The sequence below is a fragment of the Pseudoclavibacter sp. CFCC 11306 genome, from assembly GCF_008831235.1.
GTDB lineage: Bacteria > Actinomycetota > Actinomycetes > Actinomycetales > Microbacteriaceae > Pseudoclavibacter_A.
Window position 1 is genome coordinate 1,248,878 of record NZ_WBKF01000001.1, and the last position, 15,599, is coordinate 1,264,476.

Below are 15,599 nucleotides of genomic sequence, written 5' to 3' on the forward strand. Positions count from 1 at the left end.
ACCCGAGCCGTAGATCAAGTCCAGCTAATCTATCTAAACCTGCATTAGATACTCTTCATACATGATGTCCTTTCAGCTCGACCACGCCGCCACCCTCGTCGCTCTCGTCGACGAGGGCAGCTTCGAACGCGCGGCCCGCTCTCTGCATGTGACTCCCTCGGCAGTCTCGCAGCGCATCCATGCGATGGAAGAGGCGGTCGGCAGCGTGCTCGTCCAGCGCACCACCCCGGTCGTGCCGACGCAGGCGGGCCGGGTGGCCCTGCGCTACGCCCGTCAGCTGCTGCTGGTCAGCGCAGATGCAGCGCGTGCGCTCCGCCTCGACGGCGGCGGCCCGACTGCGGCCCACCGCGGCGACGGGGACGCGGGTGATGCGGCCTCGAGCCTGACGATCACCATTCCGATCGCGGCGAACGGAGACAGTCTCGCGACCTGGTTCCTTGGTGCGCTGGCCGCGACTCGCGATCGGATCGACGCGGTGTATGACATCCGCCGAGAAGACGAGGAGCTCGCCACTCGACTGCTGCGTCGAGGCGAGGTGATGGCGGCCATCACGACGACGGCGAAACCGGTGCAGGGCTGCACGAGCACGCCTCTCGGAATGATGCGCTACCGGGCGGTGTCCTCGCCCGGCTTCTACGAGCGATGGTGTCGAGAGCCAGACGACGAGACAGCCGGCAGCCCGCTCGGCTGGCCCCTGCGCCGGCTCGCACCGATGATCAACTTCGACCGCTCCGACATGCTGCAGCAGCGCTATCTCGACTCAGTGCTGGGCAAGGCCGCCCAGCCACCGAGCCATTATGTTCCCGCCGCGCAGGACTTCGGCGACGCCATCGTGCTCGGTCTCGGCTGGGGTCTGCTCCCAGATCAGCAGGCCGACGAGTGGCTGCGCGCGGGCCGACTCGTCGAGCTCATGCCCGGTTCTGCAGTGCACGTGCCGCTGCACTGGCAGCGATGGAAGCTGCCCTCCGATGCGTTGGAGCTGCTCAGCGAAACTGTCGTGGCACACGCCGCGCAGAGCCTGCTGCGCAACGAGTAGCGCAGACAGGAACGCCCCAGACCGCTCCGTGTCAGTGGGGTCGCCTACTGTGGACGCATGGCGAAGAACACAATTGCTCCGTACCACTGCACAGAGTGCGGCTTCAAGGCGTCGAAGTGGGTCGGCCGGTGCCCCGAATGCCAGGCTTGGGGCACCGTCGTCGAGGTCGGCACGCAGACCGGCATCGTCAGCGGCCGCCGCGGGTCGGTGCAGATGGTCGATGCGTTGGGCGCGCTGCCGACGCTCGATGCAGACCGCCTTGCCCGGCCGATCACCGAGCTCTCGTCGCATGACGCCACACACGTGCCGACCGGCATCGGCGAGCTCGACCGTGTGCTCGGCGGCGGCATCGTCCCGGGTGCGGCCATTCTGCTCAGCGGTGAGCCCGGCGTCGGCAAGTCGACCCTGCTGCTCGAAGTCGCCGCACGCTGGGCGGCCGAAGAGCGAACTGTGCTCTATCTGACCGCCGAGGAGTCCACCGGGCAGGTGCGTCTGCGTGCCGAACGCACCGGAGCCGTGCACGAGCATCTGCTGCTCGCCGCCGAGACCGATCTCACCGCCGCGCTCGCGCAGGTCGAGGCGGCACAGCCGTCACTGGTCATCGTCGACTCGGTGCAGACGATCACCGATGCGAGCATCGAAGGCATCCCTGGCGGCACGGCTCAGGTGCGAGCCGTCGCGCACACCCTGACCCGCGCGGCGAAGCAGTGGGGCATCCCGCTGCTGCTCGTCGGCCACGTCACCAAAGACGGTTCGATCGCCGGCCCGCGCCTGCTCGAGCATCTCGTCGACGTCGTCTGCCAGTTCGAGGGCGACCCCCAGACCTCACTGCGATTTCTGCGTGCGCACAAGAACCGTTTCGGTTCGATCGACGAGGTGGGCTGCTTCGAGATGGGAGGCGAAGGCATCCGTGAGGTGCCCGACCCCTCAGGGCTGTTCCTCACCCGAGGCAGCGACGTGCCGGGCACGATCGTCACCATCGCGATGGAGGGTCGCCGTGCGCTGCCGGTCGAGATTCAGGCACTCGTCGTGACGTCGACCGCGCCGCAGCCGCGTCGGGTCACCAACGGGCTCGACTCATCGCGCGTCTCGATGCTGATCGCCGTCCTCGAGCGTCGCGCAGGCATCACCGTGAGCAATATGGAGGTCTACGTCTCAACTGTGGGCGGGGTGAAGGTGACCGACCCGGCCGCCGACCTGCCCATCGCACTGGCCATCGCATCCGCTGCCACCGGGCGTGCGATCGACGAGCACACCGTCGCCTACGGCGAGATCAGCCTCGCCGGTCAGGTGCGCCGCGCCGCCCAGTCGGCCCAGCGCGCCGACGAGGCCGTGCGCCTCGGATACGCCACCCATCTCGACGATCGCAGCGTCTCAAGCCTGCACGAGGCACTGGCGAGAGCGCTGCAGCCCCGCAGAGCGTGATGCCGTGCGGCTACTGCATGACGAACGAGTACTGCTCAGACGACCGGCCGACGATCGTGGCCTGCACCCAGTAGGTGCCGGCCACTGACGCGTGACGATCTTTCGAGCAGGTCGAGCCGTCGTTCATCGAGAGGTCCCACGAGACCGTTCCGGTCAGCGGTTTTCCGGGTTCCAGCACGTTCATGGCGTCGGAGGGATTCGCGATGCACGGCGTCGACTTCCAGATCTCGGCCGGCCCGGAGCCCACGACCAGCTCCTGCTGCGACGTGCCGACGTTGGCCGAACACGGCGCGGATGTGATGTTCGAGACTTCGTACACGAAGACCGGCTGCTGTGAGAACGAGTACTGGCCCTTCTCGGTCTTCACGCTCACCGAGAGTTCGCCGGGGTCACAGGTCGGCACCGAGCCCGGATCTGCCGACGGCGTGGCCGAGGCAGCAGGTTCGCTCTTCGCTGCGTCGTCGCTCGTGGGGTCTGCAGATCCTGTGCTCTGCGGCTCGCTCGTCTGCGAGGTCTGTGCAGCAGAGTCGGCTTCGCTGCTGCCTTTCCTGCTGCTCGTGGCGCAGCTCACCGCCCAGACGACAATCAGAACGATGACGACCAGCAGAACGAGTGCTGCGAGACGCCTGCGACGATAGACCGCGGGGGAAGGACGTTTCGACGTGGCATGCATGGTTCCAGACTACCGATCGGCCGGGTCGTCGAATCGCCCTTGCCGGGCCGACTCATCGCCGTTCGACGAGTCATGGTCGAGGTGCAGGATCATGCGGGTGTTGCCCAAGGTGTTCTGCTTCACACGCTGCAGCTCGAGGAACTCTGCCACGCCTTCGTCGGGTGACCGCACGAGCTCGACATAGGTGTCGGGGTCGATTCCAGGATCGAGCATGCGGGTGAAGCCGCTGCGAGTGAAGAAGTCGACCTCGAAGGTCAGGCAGAAGATGCGCCACACCCCGATCGTGCGGCCGCGCTCGATGAGCGCTGACACCAGCTTGTGTCCGATGCCGTGCCCCTGCGCGGTGCGGTCGACGACGAGGGTGCGAATCTCGGCGAGATCCTCCCAGAAGATGTGCAGAGCGCCCGCGCCGACGACGCGGCCGTCGAGCTCGGCGACCAGAAACTCCTGCGTCGCCTCGTAGAGCACCACCAGCTCTTTGCCGAGCAGTACGCGTTCCTCGACGTACGGAGTGATCAGGTCGCGAATGGCCTGAATGTCACTGGTGCGGGCGGAGCGAATCAAAAGAGCCATGCCCCCCAGAATAACCCCTGGCGGGCATGGCGCCTCTGTTCTGCAGCACCGCGTCCCGTCTCAGAGACTCGGCATCGTGCGTCTAGAGCACCTGTGTCGCAGCGATCTTGCCCTGCTCCGGCTCAGGCCCTTCGCCATCGACGACCGTGAATGTGAAGTCGTTCTTGTCGTCGACGTCGACGTCGATCTTCTGCCCGGCCGAGATCTCGCCGCGCAGAATTCGTTCAGACAGCTGGTCTTCGATCTGCACCGAGATGGCGCGACGCAGCGGGCGCGCACCGAGGGTGGGGTCGTAGCCGATCTCGATGAGCTTCTCTTTGGCCGAGACGCTGAGCTCGAGGCGCAGGTCACGATCGTAGAGTCGATCGTTGAGACGCTTGACGAACAGATCGACGATCTGCAGCAGCTCTTCTTTGTCGAGGGCGGGGAAGACGATGATGTCGTCGACGCGGTTCAGGAACTCGGGCTTGAAGTGCTTCTTCAGCTCGTCGTTGACCTTGCCCTTCATCATCTCGTAGCTGACGGTCTGGTCGTTCTCGACCTGGAAGCCCACCGGCCCGCCCGAGATCTCTTTCGACCCCAAGTTGGTCGTCATGATGATGACGGTGTTCTTGAAGTCGACACTGCGGCCCTGACCATCGGTCAGGCGGCCCTCTTCGAGAATCTGCAGCAGCGAGTTGAAGATGTCGGGGTGCGCCTTCTCGATCTCGTCGAACAGCACGACGCTGAACGGGTTGCGTCGCACCTTCTCGGTGAGCTGCCCGCCCTCTTCGAACCCCACGAAGCCCGGAGGGGCGCCGAACAGGCGTGAGACCGTGTGCTTCTCGCCGAACTCGGACATATCGAGAGAGATGAGCGCGTCTTCGTCGTCGAACAGGAACTTCGCGAGCGCCTTGGCCAGCTCGGTCTTGCCGACGCCGGTGGGCCCGGCGAAGATGAACGACCCGCTGGGGCGCTTCGGATCTTTCAGACCGGCGCGCGTGCGGCGGATGCTGCGAGAGAGCGCCTTGATGGCCTCTTTCTGCCCGATGACGCGCTGGCCGAGCTCCTCTTCCATGAAGAGCAGTCGCGACGACTCCTCTTCGGTGAGTTTGAAGACGGGGATGCCGGTGGCCTGAGCCAGCACCTCGGCGATGAGCCCTTCGTCGACCTCGGCGTGCACCTCTTTGTCGCCCTTGCGCCATTCCTTCTCAGACTTCAGCCGCTCGCCGAGCAGCTTCTTCTCCTGGTCGCGCAGGCTGGCGGCCTTCTCGAAGTCTTGGTCTTCGATGGCCTGCTCTTTGGCAGCGCGCACTTCGGTGATCTTCTCGTCGAACTCGCGCAGCTGCGGCGGAGCGGAGAGCACGCTGAGGCGCAGACGAGCACCGGCCTCATCGATCAGGTCGATGGCCTTGTCAGGCAGGTGCCGATCTTGGATGTATCGGGCCGAGAGATTCACCGCGGCAACGATCGCACCGTCGGTGATCTTCACCTTGTGGTGCTTCTCGTAGCGCTCGCGCAGCCCCTTCAGAATCTGGATCGAGTGCTGCAGGCTCGGCTCGCGCACCTGCACCGACTGGAAACGGCGCTCGAGAGCGGCGTCTTTCTCGAAGTACTTGCGGTACTCGTCAGTGGTGGTGGCTCCGATGGTCTGCAGCTCGCCGCGGGCGAGCATCGGCTTGAGGATGCTGGCGGCGTCGATCGCTCCCTCTGCGGCACCAGCGCCGACGAGCGTGTGAATCTCGTCGATGAAGATGATGATGTCGCCGCGGTTCTTGATCTCTTTGAGCACCTTGCGCAGTCGCTCTTCGAAATCGCCGCGATAGCGCGAACCCGCGATCAGCGCCGAGAGGTCGAGGGTGTAGAGCTGCTTGTCTTTCAGCGTCTCGGGCACTTCGCCCGAGACGATGGCCTGTGCGAGCCCCTCGACGACCGAGGTCTTTCCGACGCCCGGCTCGCCGATGAGCACTGGGTTGTTCTTGGTGCGGCGGCTGAGCACCTGCATCACGCGCTCGATCTCGCGCTCACGCCCGATGACCGGGTCGAGCTTGCCGTCGCGGGCCTTCTGAGTGAGGTTCTCGCCGAACTGGTCGAGCACCTGCGAGCCCTTGGCCTGTGTGCCTCCTTCGGCGCCCACGCCGGCGAGCTGCGCGTCTTTGCCGTTCTGGTAGCCCGCAAGCTGCTGCACGACGATCTGACGCAGCTGCGTCAGATCGACGCCGAGTTTGACGAGCACCTGGACGGCGACGCCCTCGCCCTCGCGGATCAGCCCGAGCAGGATGTGCTCGGTGCCGACGTAGTTGTGGCCGAGCTGCAGGGCCTCGCGGAACGAGAGCTCGAGCACCTTCTTGCCACGCGGGGTGAACGGAATGTGCCCCGTCGGAGGCTGCTGGCCGACGCCGATGATGTCTTCGACCTGCTCACGAGCTTCGTCGAGCGTGACGCCGACCTGCTCCAGCGACTTGGCTGCGACACCCTCGCCCTCGTGCAGCAGCCCGAGCAGCAGGTGCTCCGAGCCGATGTAATTGTGGTTGAGCATCTTGGCCTCTTCCTGGGCCAAGACCACCACGCGGCGGGCGCGGTCGGTGAAACGTTCGAACATGGCATCTCCTTCGCGGTTTGCCGGTTATGAACATCAAACCAGAAACCTGCCGCAGATCGGGGCGTGTTCGCCGTGGGCTAAGCGCACACCGGCGGCTGCGTCTCCGCTCGCGTCCTGCTCGGCGACGAGAGGGGTCAGATCAGCGGTCGGTGGCTGCGTCTGCGTCAGACGGATGCTTCGGCCGAGCCTGTGCGTCAGCCGACGAAGCGGGGCGCGCGACTGCGTTCGCCTGCCGATCGCTGTCCGGGAGCGCACCATAGCGCTCGGCGAACCGGGCCTCTTCCTGCTGTTCCACGCTCTTGCGCACCTTGCGCTCAGTGCGGTCGGCCCGCAGCACCGACCGAAACGTGTACCAGAACAGCACGCCGACCAGCGCCGTGGGTGTGATCGCCCACAGGGCCGCCGTCATCCATTCCTGCGCACTCATCGCATCCCCTTTATCGCACCAGCGGGAACAGCACCGTCTCGCGGATGCCGAGGCCGGTCAGGGCCATCAGCAGGCGATCGATGCCCATGCCCATGCCGCCTGCAGGCGGCATGCCGTACTCCATGGCGGTCAGGAAGTCTTCGTCGACCTGCATCGCCTCGGGGTCACCGGCGGCGGCCAGCAGGGACTGCTCGACGAAGCGCTGTCGCTGAATCACCGGATCGGCGAGCTCGGAGTAGCCGGTGGCGAGTTCGAACCCGCGCACGTAGAGATCCCACTTCTCGACGACGCCGGGCTTCGAGCGGTGTGCGCGCGTGAGCGGGCTGGTGTCGAGCGGAAAGTCCATCACGAACGTCGGACGCGTCAGCCCCGGCTTCACGTAGTGCTCCCAGAGCTCTTCGACGAACTTGCCGTGCGTGGCGGTCTTCGGATCGAGCGTGATGCCCACGGCGTCGGCCAGCGACGACAGCTCGGCGACCGAGGTCTCGACCGTGATCTGCGGAGCGCTGCCGGTGCCGGCCCACTGAGCGGCGAGCTGCTCGTTGAGCGAGCCGTACAGGTCGATGCGATCCCAGTCACCCGAGTAGTCGTGCGCCGTGCCGTCGCTCCAGACCACCGTCTCGTCGCCGGTCGGGCTGGATGCCTTCGCCGCGTTCTGAATCAGCTCCTGTGTCAGATCGGCGATGCTGTTGTAGTCGCCGTAGGCCTCGTAGGCCTCCAGCATCGCGAACTCGGGGCTGTGCGTCGAATCGGCGCCCTCGTTGCGGAAGTTGCGGTTGATCTCGAACACGCGATCGATGCCGCCCACCAGGGCGCGCTTGAGAAAGAGCTCGGGGGCGATGCGCAGATAGAGATCCATGTCGAAGGCGTTCGAATGCGTGACGAACGGACGCGCCGAGGCACCGCCGTGCACTGTCTGCAGCATCGGCGTCTCGACCTCGACGAAACCGTGCTCGGCAAAGGTATGACGCAGCGAGGCATTGGTGTGCGCGCGGGTGAGCACCATCTCGCGGGCCGCGTCACGCGCGATCAGATCGAGGTAGCGGTTGCGCACGCGGAACTCTTCGCCGAGCTCGCTGTGCAGATTCGGCAGCGGGCGGATCGCCTTCGAGGCGATCTGCCAGCGGTCGACGAAGACCGACAGCTCGCCGCGCTTCGACGCGATCACCCTGCCGTGCACGAAGAGGTGATCGCCGAGATCGACCAGCTCTTTGAACGCGGTGAGTGACTCTTTGCCCACCTCACCCTGGCTGAGCATCGCCTGGATGCGCTCCCCGTCGCCCGCCTGCAGCGCCACGAAGCACAGACGCCCGGTGTTGCGCACGTGGACGACGCGGCCGGCGATGCCGACGATGTCATCCGTCTCTTCACCGGCCTCGAGACCGGCATGACGGTCGCGGACGGCATGGATGCTCGTGGTCACCGGCACACTCACCGGGTAGGCGTCGCCCTCGGCCAGCAGACGATCGCGCTTGGCCAGACGCACCTCGCGCTGCTCGTTCGAGTCAGCCGCCAACTGCTGTTCGGCGCTGAGCCCCTGCTCGCCGGTCACATCGTGTTCGGTCATGCGTTCTCCTCCGTTGATGGCCCGGCGATCTCTACCGCAGCGTTGTCGATGAGTCTCACCTGGCCGACGCGTGCGGCCAGAATCACTCTGGCGGCGCCGGCGACATCGTCTGCGACCGGCACGAAAGTCTGTGGTTCCACGATCTCGAGATAGTCGACCTCGATGCCCGGCTGTGCCTCGAGCAGAGAGAGACCGACGCGCTTTGCCTCGCTCGGCAGAGCCCCGTCGACGCACTGTCGCTGCACGGCGAGCACGGCCTTCGAGAGAAACAGCGCCGTGACACGCTCTGTCTCGCTGAGCCGGGCGTTGCGACTCGACAGCGCCAGACCGTCGGTGTCACGACGAATCGGCACCGGCAGAATGCGCACGGGCAGGTTGAGGTCGGCGACCATGTTCGTGACCAGCACGAGCTGCTGAAAGTCCTTCTCGCCGAAGGCGGCCACATCGGGCTGCACGATGTTCAGCAGCTTGTTGACCACCGTCAGTGCACCGGCGAAGTGCGTCGGTCGCGTCTTGCCTTCGAAATAGCGTCCCGGCAGACCAGGCAGGATGCTGGTGCGCAGCTCGCCCTGCGGGTACATCTCGGCGGGCGTGGGGGCGAACACCGCGTCGACTCCGACGGTGGCGAGCAGCTCGACATCGGCATCCAGCGTGCGCGGATAGGAGTCGTAGTCATCCCCCGGTGCGAACTGCGTGGGGTTGACGAAGATCGACACGATCACCGTGTCGACCTCCTGCTGCAGAGCATCGACGAGTGAGAGGTGACCCGCGTGGAGCGCACCCATGGTCGGTACGAGCCCGACCGTCAGCCCCTGTTCGCGCAGGGCGCTGACGTAGGCATGCATCTCGGCAAGACGGTGCATCACGACCGGCCCGAGCGGTCGGGCGGCATCGGCGCTGACTGGATCCGCTGGGATCGAGGTGCCGGCTTCTTCGGGTGACGTGGACAAAACGCTCATCTCTCGTCTGGGCGGAGGTCGGTCAGACCGGGGTCCGAGTCTGGCCACTGGGATCGGTCGAGGGCCGCATCCACCGATGACTGAATCACCGAACGGATCAGCCTGGCAGGGTTCTGCACACCGATCTCGCGCAGCAGACCCGTCGACTGATCGACGATCGCACGCGAGAAATCGCCTGCGACCGCACGCGCTTCAGCATACACCGAGCGGTCTGCGTCACTGATCGGCACTGGTTCGCCGCCCATCTCTATCACCAGGGCCTGTGCGATCGGAGCCACCGCGGGAGGTGCCGACACCGCGAAGGCCGCGCCGTGCATCCGCTGCACATCGAGCCCGGTGTCGGTGAGCTGCACCGCCGGGCTCACCGCCAGCGGAATCACGCCCTGCCGTGCGATCGGATCGAGCACGCGTTCGCCGAACTGCGGCGCAGTGTGCAGGGCGAGCTGCCCCGGACGCCACAGCTGCGCAGCGGCGGTGCCTTCGACGAAGACGGCGAGCTGATCACCGGGAAGGGCGAGCACGACCAGATCGGCCCGTTCAATCACCTGCGCCTCATCGACGACCGGCACCTGCGGCATCGCGGTCTCGAGACGATCACGATGCCGTTCTGACGAGGTCGAGACGGCAACGATGCGATGGCCGGCTCCGGCCAGGGCCAGCCCCAGCGCGATGCCGACCGCGCCTGCGCCGACCACACCGACGTCGAGTCTGGGCGCCTGGCTCACAGTCGGCTCCTGGTGCGAGCGGGCGCCGGATCGATCGGCCCGGTCGCCGGAGTGCCGGACTTCGGGGTGCCTCCGCGGCCCTGGTCGTCGCCGTCGCTCGGCGGCAGCCGACACCAGAGCTCGGCGACCACGCCGCAGATCGCGAGCACGAGCGATGCGCCCGCTGTGACGACCAGCGGAAGCACGATGCTCGCACTCGGCGTCGCCGGGGGAATGAGTGCGAAGATCAGCAGGCCCACGAACACCCCGCTCAGACCAGAGGCGCTCACCGAGCTGGCTTTGGCCAGCAGCAGTGCGCGCGTGGCGAAGAACGGATCGATCGCCTCGACGTTCGAGCTGCCGTGCTCTCGCAGCTCGCGGTCACGGGCTCGGGTGCGAGACCGCACTCTCCAGGCCATGCCCAACACGACGAGCGCGATCACGATCAGCGCCCCCGGAAGGGTCCACGGTGGCAGCAGCTGACGCTGGCCGAGCTGCACGAGACTCGCCTGGCCTGCCCAGCCCAGCGCCGCGAAGATGCCGGCGATCAAGAACAGGGAGCGAATGCGGGTGGTGCCCATCAGCTCTCCTGCCCCTCAGACCGCACGCGGGCGAGCAGCTCGACGATCGGCGTGCCCGAGAGCGTGGCCGTGGGATCGATCTCGGCCCAGGGCGCGAGCACGAAGTCCCGTTCGGCCGCACGTACGTGCGGCACGGTGAGCTCGGCGGTCTGCAGTCGCACCCCTGGGATGTCGACGATATCGAGGTCGAGCGTTCGATCGCCCCAGCGCACATCACGGCGTCGGTGGTGACGCTGCTCGATCGCCTGCAGTGCGTGCAGCAGGGGCAGTGGCTCGAGTGTCGTCGAGATGAGCGCCACTGCGTTCGCGAAGCGCGGGCGCGACGGATCGGGCCCGTCCAGCGAGACCGCGACCGTCTCATGGATGCGGGACATGCGTTCGACGGTGATGCCCGCCGTCGCGCCGAGATCGCGCACCGCCGCCTGCAGAGTCGCTCCGGTGTCGCCGAGATTGCTGCCCAGCGCGATCACCGCAGCGCGGGACGCAGACGGCTGCGAGTTCTCGTTCATCAGCGCTGCCTGCGAATGGTCAGAGTCACATCGCTGAACGCGACGGTGATCGGCGCCTGGGGCTTGTGCACCGTGACCTCGACCGCCTGCACCCCGCTCAGGGCCAAGAGATCGCCGGCGATCAGCTCGGCGAGGCGTTCGATCAGATCGACCGGCTCGCCGGTGATGCGTGCATTGATCAGCTCGGCGGCCACCCCGTAGTCGACCGTGTCATCGAGTCGGTCGCTGCGCCCTGCAGCACGTGTCGACACTTCGAGCACCGCATCGACCGTGAACCACTGCCCGTCTCGGCGCTCGGCGGGAAACACCCCGTGGCGTCCGCGGGCGCGCACGCCGCTCAGCCGGATGAGGTCTGGCGACTCCACCGCATTCGTCTGCGCTGACTCTGCACTCATCGGTGCTCCCCCTCTGTCGGTTCGAACCTCTCTGCCGCGGCCAACGCTGCGGCCGTCGCTGCGACGTCGTGCACGCGAAACCCCCACACTCCGCGGTGCGCCATCAGCGCCGAGATCGCAGCCGTGGCGGCGTCCTTGGCCCGCAGAACCGCTGCAGGATCGGCGTCCGGCTCGCGCAGCGCCGCCGGCAGCAGCCGGCCGACGAACCGCTTGCGGCTCGCCCCGATCATCACAGGCAGTCCGAACGCGAGCAGTCGGTCGAACCCGTTGATGATCTGCCAGTTGTGCTCGGCGTTCTTGCTGAAGCCGAGGCCCGGGTCGAGAATCAGCCGCGAGTCGTCGATGCCCGCGGCTCGCGCCGCCTCGACGCGCTGCTCGAGCTCGGCGAGCACCTCGCAGAGCACGTCGTCGTAGTGCGCGGGCGCGTGCCCCGGGCTGAGCAGACCACGCCAGTGAGACAGGATGAGCCTGGCGTCGGTGTCGCTGACTGCGTCGAACATGTCGGGGTCGGCAAGGCCGGCCGAGACGTCGTTGATGTATACGGCGCCGGCCTGAGCCGTCGCCAGGGCGGTCGCGGCGTTCATGGTGTCGATGCTGAGTGTGACGCCCGCCTCGACGAGCGGTCGCACCACTGGCAGGATGCGCTGCTGCTCGACCTCGACCGGCACGCGCTGGCTGCCGGGCCGGGTCGATTCTCCGCCCACGTCGATCAGGTCGGCGCCCTGTGCCGTGAGGTCGAGACCGTGGCGCACCGCGTCCGTCGGATCAAGCCAGCATCCGCCGTCGCTGAACGAGTCTGGAGTGACGTTGAGCACACCCATGATTCTGGGACGGGCCGATTCAGACCTCACGGCGCCGGCCTTTCGTCGACAGGTCAGACAGCGCTGCCAACGCCTGTGTCTGTCCTGCGGGCTCTCGGAGCTCGCCCCGTGCGGCGACAGTGACCGACTCTGCCTCCTGCTGACGGGCTCCGCGCGCGCTGACGCAGTCCTGGTGCAGGCGCAGGGTGACGAGCACCCCGCGTGCGTCGATGCCGGTCATCAGCGCATCGGCGATCTGAGCGGTGAGCGTCTCCTGCACCTGCGGCCGCGAGGCCAGCAGATCGACCAGATGCGGCAGCGTGCTGAGCCCGACGATGCGCTCGTCCGGCAAATACGCGATCGAGGCCGTGCCGTACATCGGCAGCAGGTGATGCGCGCACAGCGAGCGAACGGTGATGCCCGTCATCGCGACCAGATCATGCGACTGCGCGACGATGGTCTTCTCGAAGAGCACGGCGGGGTCTGCCGACACACCGGCGAACAGTTCGGTGGCTGCCTTGGCGACGCGCGCTGGCGTGTCGCGCAGCACGTCGTCGTCAGGGTCCAGCCCGACGGCGATGAGAAAGCTGCGCACCGCCTGCTGCGCGGCGACCTGGTCGACCATCACTTGCCTTCGGGCGACTGCCCTTCGCCGGGCTGGTCTGCGGCCGGCTGGTCATCGCTCTGAGCGCTCAGCTCGGTGTCGGCCTGCACCTTCTGCGGCACGGCGACCGGCGGCAGGGTCGACACCGGGCGATCGGTGTTCGACAGCCACTGCGGGCGCTCCGGCAGCTTCTGCACATCGGCGAAGATCTCGGCGATCTCTTTCTCGTTCAGCGTCTCGCGCTCCAGCAGCTCGGTGGCGAGGCGGTCGAGCACGGCACGGTTCTGCGTCAGTGCCTTCCAGGCTTCGGTGTTGGCCGCATCGAGCAGCTGACGAACCTCGAGATCGATCTGTTCGGCGACGCCGTCTGAGTACTCACGACCACCGCCCATGCCTCGACCCATGAAGACCTCGCCGTCGGGCTCGCCGAGTTTCACGGTGCCGAGCCTCGAGCTCATGCCGTACTCGGTGACCATCTTGCGAGCCGTGTCAGTCGCCTTGTCGATGTCGTTCGAGGCACCGCTCGTCGGATCGTGGAACACGATCTCTTCGGCCACGCGGCCGCCCATGGCGTACGAGAGCTGATCGAGCAGCTCGTTGCGTGTGACCGAGTACTTGTCGTCCATGGGCAGCACCATGGTGTATCCCAGCGCGCGACCGCGCGGCAGGATCGTCACCTTGGTGACCGGGTCGGTGTGGTTCAGCGAGGCAGCGACCAGGGCGTGACCGCCCTCGTGGTAGGCGGTCACCAGACGCTCGTGGTCGCGCATCACGCGTGACCGCTTCTGCGGGCCGGCGATCACACGATCGATGGCCTCGTCCAGGGCTCGGTCGTCGATGATCTGCGCATTCGAGCGTGCTGTGAGCAGGGCGGCCTCGTTGAGCACGTTGGCGAGATCGGCACCGGTGAAGCCCGGGGTGCGCTTGGCGACCAGCCCGAGGTCGACGTTGTCGGCCAGCGGCTTGTTCAGCGCGTGCACTTCGAGGATCTTCTTGCGTCCGGCGAGGTCGGGAGCCTCGACAGAGACCTGGCGATCGAAGCGACCGGGGCGCAGCAGCGCGGGGTCGAGGATGTCCGGGCGGTTCGTCGCCGCGATCAGGATGACGTTCTGGTTGGGATCGAAGCCGTCCATCTCGACCAGCAGCTGGTTCAGCGTCTGTTCGCGCTCGTCGTGGCCTCCGCCCATGCCGGCGCCGCGATGGCGTCCGACGGCGTCGATCTCGTCGATGAAGATGATCGCCGGAGCGTTCTCTTTGGCCTGCTCGAACAGGTCGCGCACACGCGAGGCGCCCACGCCGACGAACATCTCGACGAAGTCAGAACCCGAGATCGAGAAGAACGGCACGCCGGCCTCTCCGGCCACGGCCCGAGCGAGCAGAGTCTTACCGGTTCCGGGAGGGCCGTAGAGCAGCACGCCCTTGGGGATGCGCGCGCCGACTCGGCGGAACTTCTCGGGCTCACGCAGAAAGTCTTTGATCTCTTCGAGCTCGGCGAGGGCCTCGTCGACGCCGGCGACGTCTTTGAACGTGACCTGCGGGTGGTCTTTGGTGACCATCTTCGCCTTCGACTTGCCGAAGTTCATCACACCGCCGCCGGCACCGCCCTGCATACGCGAGAGCAGGAACCAGAACACCACGCCGATCAGCAGGAACGGGATCAGCGTGATCAGCATGTTCGTGAAGATGTTCGGCTGCGTCACGGTGTCGTCGTAGCCGTCGCTCAGGTTCGCGTCGTTGACTGCCTTGACCACATCGCTGCCACGGGCCTGGGCGTAGTAGAACTGCACCTTCTTGCCGTGATCCTCGAAGTCATCGTTGAGGGTCATGTCGACGCGCTGCTCCGCGTCTTTGATCTCGACCTGACTGGCTTTGTTCTCTTGCAGCAGCGTGAGCCCCTGCGAGGTGGTGATCTTCTGATAGCCGCCGAACATGCTGGCGATGTTCATGCCGATCAGCACGATGATGAGAGCCGCCACAATCCAGAAGATCGGGCCCTTGGTCAACCGTTTCAAAGCGTTCATAGATTGCGGGCAGCCCCCGAATCCTTCCGTACGTTGGTGCGATAGAGCCTAATAGTACTTGAGGTGTTCTGCGGCGTTCTGCGTGTTCGCTGTGAGCACTCGCCCCGGTCGGCGTCTGAGCACCCCGGCGTTCGAGCCGCCCGCGCACGGCAGACGCAGAATCAGCTGTACACCTCGGGCTTGAGGATGCCCACGCCTTTGACGTTGCGGTAGCGCTCGTCGTAGTCGAGGCCGTAGCCGACGACGAAGTCGACCGGGATGTCGAAGCCCACGTACTTCACGTCGATGTCGACCGCGAGCGCCTCGGGCTTGCGCAGCAGCGCGCAGATCTCGATCGACTCGGTGCCGCGCGAGCGCAGATTCTTCTGCAGCCACGAGAGCGTGAGCCCCGAGTCGATGACGTCTTCGACGATGAGCACGTGTTTGCCGTGCAGGTCGGTGTCCAGATCTTTGAGAATGCGCACCACACCCGACGACTTCGTGCCCGAACCGTATGACGAGACGGCCATCCAGTCCATCGTCACCGGCAGCTTCAGCTCGCGGGAGAGATCGGCCATGATCATCACCGCGCCCTTGAGCACGCCGACGAGCAGCACGTCCTTGCCCTGGTAGTCCTTTTCGATCTCGCGCGCCATCTCGGCAACCCGCGTGCTGATCTGCTCCGGGGTGAGCAGAACCTCTTTCAGATCGTTCTGGATGTCAGCAAGCTCCATGTGTGTTCGACTCCTCAGGGGTGTGATCGGA

Annotated in this window: 16 protein-coding genes; 2 read left to right on the forward strand and 14 right to left on the reverse strand. The window is 66.3% G+C overall.

The features are described 5' to 3' along the window. Nucleotides 1-61 precede the first annotated feature (61 nt). Complete coding sequence (locus F8O09_RS05565) at nt 62-1,036, forward strand: LysR family transcriptional regulator ArgP (RefSeq protein WP_225732882.1); 975 nt, start codon at nt 62-64, stop codon at nt 1,034-1,036. Nucleotides 1,037-1,093: 57 nt separating this feature from the next. Beyond that, nucleotides 1,094-2,461 carry a DNA repair protein RadA gene (gene radA / locus F8O09_RS05570; protein ID WP_158054224.1) on the forward strand — a complete coding sequence of 456 codons (1,368 nt, stop codon included), beginning with the start codon at nt 1,094-1,096 and terminating at the stop codon, nt 2,459-2,461. A 10-nt stretch (nt 2,462-2,471) separates the two neighbouring features. Here the strand turns inward: radA and F8O09_RS05575 are convergent, their stop codons facing one another. The 14 genes from F8O09_RS05575 to hpt all read right to left on the reverse strand — a co-directional run bounded on the left by F8O09_RS05575 (nt 2,472) and on the right by hpt (nt 15,568). After that, entirely contained in the window at nt 2,472-3,134 is a 663-nt protein-coding gene (locus F8O09_RS05575; protein WP_158054225.1) for a hypothetical protein, read from the reverse strand. 9 nt (nt 3,135-3,143) lie between these two features. Next, nucleotides 3,144-3,707, reverse strand: coding sequence for an amino-acid N-acetyltransferase (locus tag F8O09_RS05580; protein WP_192497571.1), 564 nt, complete (start codon nt 3,705-3,707; stop codon nt 3,144-3,146). Between the two features lie 82 nt (nt 3,708-3,789). Beyond that, a complete protein-coding gene (locus F8O09_RS05585; protein ID WP_158030707.1) occupies nt 3,790-6,288 on the reverse strand; it encodes an ATP-dependent Clp protease ATP-binding subunit in 2,499 nt (832 codons plus the stop codon). A gap of 139 nt (nt 6,289-6,427) precedes the next feature. Further along, the gene (locus tag F8O09_RS05590; RefSeq protein WP_158030706.1) at nt 6,428-6,715 is read right to left on the reverse strand and encodes a hypothetical protein; all 288 of its coding nucleotides are present in this window, start codon (nt 6,713-6,715) and stop codon (nt 6,428-6,430) included. A gap of 10 nt (nt 6,716-6,725) precedes the next feature. Beyond that, nucleotides 6,726-8,282 (reverse strand): lysine--tRNA ligase, encoded by a 1,557-nt coding sequence (gene lysS / locus F8O09_RS05595; RefSeq protein WP_158054226.1) that lies wholly within the window; start codon nt 8,280-8,282, stop codon nt 6,726-6,728. Continuing rightward, complete coding sequence (gene panC / locus F8O09_RS05600; protein ID WP_225732883.1) at nt 8,279-9,241, reverse strand: pantoate--beta-alanine ligase; 963 nt, start codon at nt 9,239-9,241, stop codon at nt 8,279-8,281. The genes lysS and panC overlap by 4 nt, the downstream gene beginning before the upstream one ends. Further along, entirely contained in the window at nt 9,238-9,966 is a 729-nt protein-coding gene (locus F8O09_RS05605) for a DUF2520 domain-containing protein (protein WP_192497572.1), read from the reverse strand. Before F8O09_RS05605 ends, panC begins: the two co-directional genes overlap by 4 nt. After that, on the reverse strand, nt 9,963-10,526 hold the full coding sequence (locus tag F8O09_RS05610; protein ID WP_158054228.1) for a DUF3180 domain-containing protein: 564 nt from the start codon (nt 10,524-10,526) through the stop codon (nt 9,963-9,965). The genes F8O09_RS05605 and F8O09_RS05610 overlap by 4 nt, the downstream gene beginning before the upstream one ends. After that, nucleotides 10,526-11,035 carry a 2-amino-4-hydroxy-6-hydroxymethyldihydropteridine diphosphokinase gene (gene folK, locus F8O09_RS05615; protein ID WP_158054229.1) on the reverse strand — a complete coding sequence of 170 codons (510 nt, stop codon included), beginning with the start codon at nt 11,033-11,035 and terminating at the stop codon, nt 10,526-10,528. The genes F8O09_RS05610 and folK overlap by 1 nt, the downstream gene beginning before the upstream one ends. Further along, nucleotides 11,035-11,430 (reverse strand): dihydroneopterin aldolase, encoded by a 396-nt coding sequence (gene folB, locus F8O09_RS05620; protein ID WP_158054230.1) that lies wholly within the window; start codon nt 11,428-11,430, stop codon nt 11,035-11,037. Before folB ends, folK begins: the two co-directional genes overlap by 1 nt. Further along, a complete protein-coding gene (gene folP, locus F8O09_RS05625) occupies nt 11,427-12,251 on the reverse strand; it encodes a dihydropteroate synthase (protein ID WP_158054484.1) in 825 nt (274 codons plus the stop codon). The genes folB and folP overlap by 4 nt, the downstream gene beginning before the upstream one ends. A 19-nt stretch (nt 12,252-12,270) precedes the next feature. Next, entirely contained in the window at nt 12,271-12,855 is a 585-nt protein-coding gene (gene folE, locus F8O09_RS05630) for a GTP cyclohydrolase I (protein ID WP_158054231.1), read from the reverse strand. Further along, nucleotides 12,855-14,855: an ATP-dependent zinc metalloprotease FtsH gene (ftsH, locus tag F8O09_RS05635; protein WP_158030699.1), complete on the reverse strand. Its 2,001-nt coding sequence runs from the start codon at nt 14,853-14,855 to the stop codon at nt 12,855-12,857. The genes folE and ftsH overlap by 1 nt, the downstream gene beginning before the upstream one ends. Nucleotides 14,856-15,016: 161 nt before the next feature. Beyond that, the gene (gene hpt / locus F8O09_RS05640) at nt 15,017-15,568 is read right to left on the reverse strand and encodes a hypoxanthine phosphoribosyltransferase (RefSeq protein ID WP_158030698.1); all 552 of its coding nucleotides are present in this window, start codon (nt 15,566-15,568) and stop codon (nt 15,017-15,019) included. Nucleotides 15,569-15,599 lie beyond the last annotated feature (31 nt).